The organism is Halomonas sp. AOP43-D1-4 (assembly GCF_052446175.1).
Classification (GTDB): domain Bacteria; phylum Pseudomonadota; class Gammaproteobacteria; order Pseudomonadales; family Halomonadaceae; genus Vreelandella; species Vreelandella citrativorans.
In genome coordinates, this window is sequence record NZ_JBQSVY010000037.1 from 1 (window position 1) to 1783 (window position 1783).

3 protein-coding genes and 1 pseudogene are annotated in these 1783 nt (G+C 48.0%); 2 read left to right on the top strand and 2 right to left on the bottom strand.

Annotation, left to right across the window (positions count from 1 at the left end):
* The first annotated feature begins 242 nt into the window (after positions 1–242).
* Positions 243–455 (top strand): hypothetical protein, encoded by a 213-nt coding sequence (locus tag ACT3RQ_RS17645; RefSeq protein ID WP_172118812.1) that lies wholly within the window; start codon positions 243–245, stop codon positions 453–455.
* Positions 456–573: 118 nt separating this feature from the next.
* On the opposite strand, the gene ACT3RQ_RS17650 is transcribed toward ACT3RQ_RS17645, so the two are convergent.
* Positions 574–870, bottom strand: a complete 297-nt coding sequence (locus ACT3RQ_RS17650) for a hypothetical protein (RefSeq protein WP_444680988.1) — start codon at positions 868–870, stop codon at positions 574–576.
* On the opposite strand from ACT3RQ_RS17650, the pseudogene ACT3RQ_RS17655 reads away from it, so the two are divergent.
* A pseudogene (locus tag ACT3RQ_RS17655) lies at positions 866–1050 on the top strand (IS3 family transposase); the annotation flags it as partial. The gene ACT3RQ_RS17650 and the pseudogene ACT3RQ_RS17655 overlap by 5 nt on opposite strands.
* A gap of 207 nt (positions 1051–1257) precedes the next feature.
* Here ACT3RQ_RS17655 and ACT3RQ_RS17660 read toward each other — a convergent pair.
* The gene (locus tag ACT3RQ_RS17660) at positions 1258–1488 is read right to left on the bottom strand and encodes an ankyrin repeat domain-containing protein (RefSeq protein ID WP_444680987.1); all 231 of its coding nucleotides are present in this window, start codon (positions 1486–1488) and stop codon (positions 1258–1260) included.
* Positions 1489–1783: the final 295 nt, after the last annotated feature.

Consider the following 1783-nt stretch of genomic DNA (forward strand, 5'->3'; position numbering starts at 1 on the left):
ATAAGGGCTAACTTGTCTCAAGAGCCCCCCGGCTTTTCCTCCAAGCCTATCGTCAACCAACGAAATACCCCCACACCCCATACAGTATTATCGCTCTATATCAGTGTAGACATTTATTTTTAAACGGTTATTCGTACGCACAACACAAAAGACGATTTACAACCCGCTGACATGAGCCCTATAGTCACTGCTACAACTCCGTATCCTTTCCATTAATCCAACGTAATACAGGGAGTAATTTTATGCTGCAATATCGTCTCACCACCGGGATAGTGGCTTTTCTGGCGTTAATAGCAATGGCGTCGCTAGCGGGATGCACGACGTATACCTGGCCAGATGGCTCAAAAGAAACCGTACTTGGCGTTGTGCCGGACGATGAAAATAAACGCTATGAAGAGCAGCAAGCAGAAAGTGTCAGATACCGCGTACCAGGTGAAATTCCAGAAACTCAGTAGCACCGCATATCGCTAGCCCTCTTCTTATCCCTGTTTGCGGTGCTTCGTTGGGAAGTGGCACAATGCTGTGTCGGCCACGATCTATGCTGCATTTAAAACATACGCAAAAACAACAAGATCATTGAGCAATGATAAATCTCTCGTGTTTAACGGCCTGCTTTACTTGATGCATTATCCCATCGTCATCAATCCAGCCATACCCTACCTGGCCTACACGAGTAGCTGCATAATTGGCAGGCAGCTCAAAACTCTGGCTAGAAAAAGGGCTCAACATGGGCTCGTCAAGGTTTAAAACATCTTGTGTGTCATCGTTTATTTTCATATAAGTTAGCGTAAGGTAATACGGACTAAAGTTACTTAACTCTAGGTGACTGCTGTTGCACGCGCTGTATCGGCCGCATAAGAGTTGCTCGATAGACTTTGTCTCCGATCAGCTAGCGAGAGGGCGATGCTTTCGGGTACTGAGGTCGTTGGTGACTTTTCACGAGAAATGCAGGGTCAGCTGGTTACCGTATCAATTAGCGGATGCCAGGCTGCTCAGTTTCTAGAGCAGCTGTGCGAATCAAGAGGTAAGCTTCGCAAGGTTTATTTTGACAGACGACTAGCTACGGTATCGAGATTACAAGCAAAGCGATGTGCTCACGGCATAGCGTAAGCAAGAAATGCTGGGGCATTACATGCTCTACCGAGCGTGAAACTACGGAAAAAGACTTGCCGACCGACATGCACAGTTTTCCTATGCACCCAAAGATACTTGCATAAGCAACCGCCCGATTTCATCCAACGACCTGGTGGCCATACATTAGCGGGCGCCAGAAGCGATAAGTATTTTTTCGATATCTTGATAGTTAGCACCGCTTGCATGCTGCAGTGGCGTCACGCCGTTTCCATCCGCTAGGTTAACATTAGCGCCTGCCTCAACTAACAACTCTACGATTTGCCGATGGTGGGCGTGCCCGTCGCCCAAGATGATTGCCTCCAGCAACGCGGTCCAGTGAAGATTGTTAACGTGATCTACGTCGACTCCTAACAATGCAACAGTTTCTACAAAAAAGTACGTAAAAACATGAGAGGTCCCCCGCTTACTGTTAATAAGGGTGGGTGATACTCTGGTCGGCGGTATTGGTGTGGGCTGCGCCCCGGCAGGTGATATAGATACCAACTGTGCCGTTGCTAGCCTGAACACGATTAGTGCCGAAGAAACCTACGATGCATCGAAGAGATGCGGAATCAATTGTGTATTGAAAAGCCATGCCTGTCGCTCTGCCTCCAGTGCTCAGCTTTAGCCTGGTGCAAACGCATTGAAATCTCGCTGGGAGACATTCCAG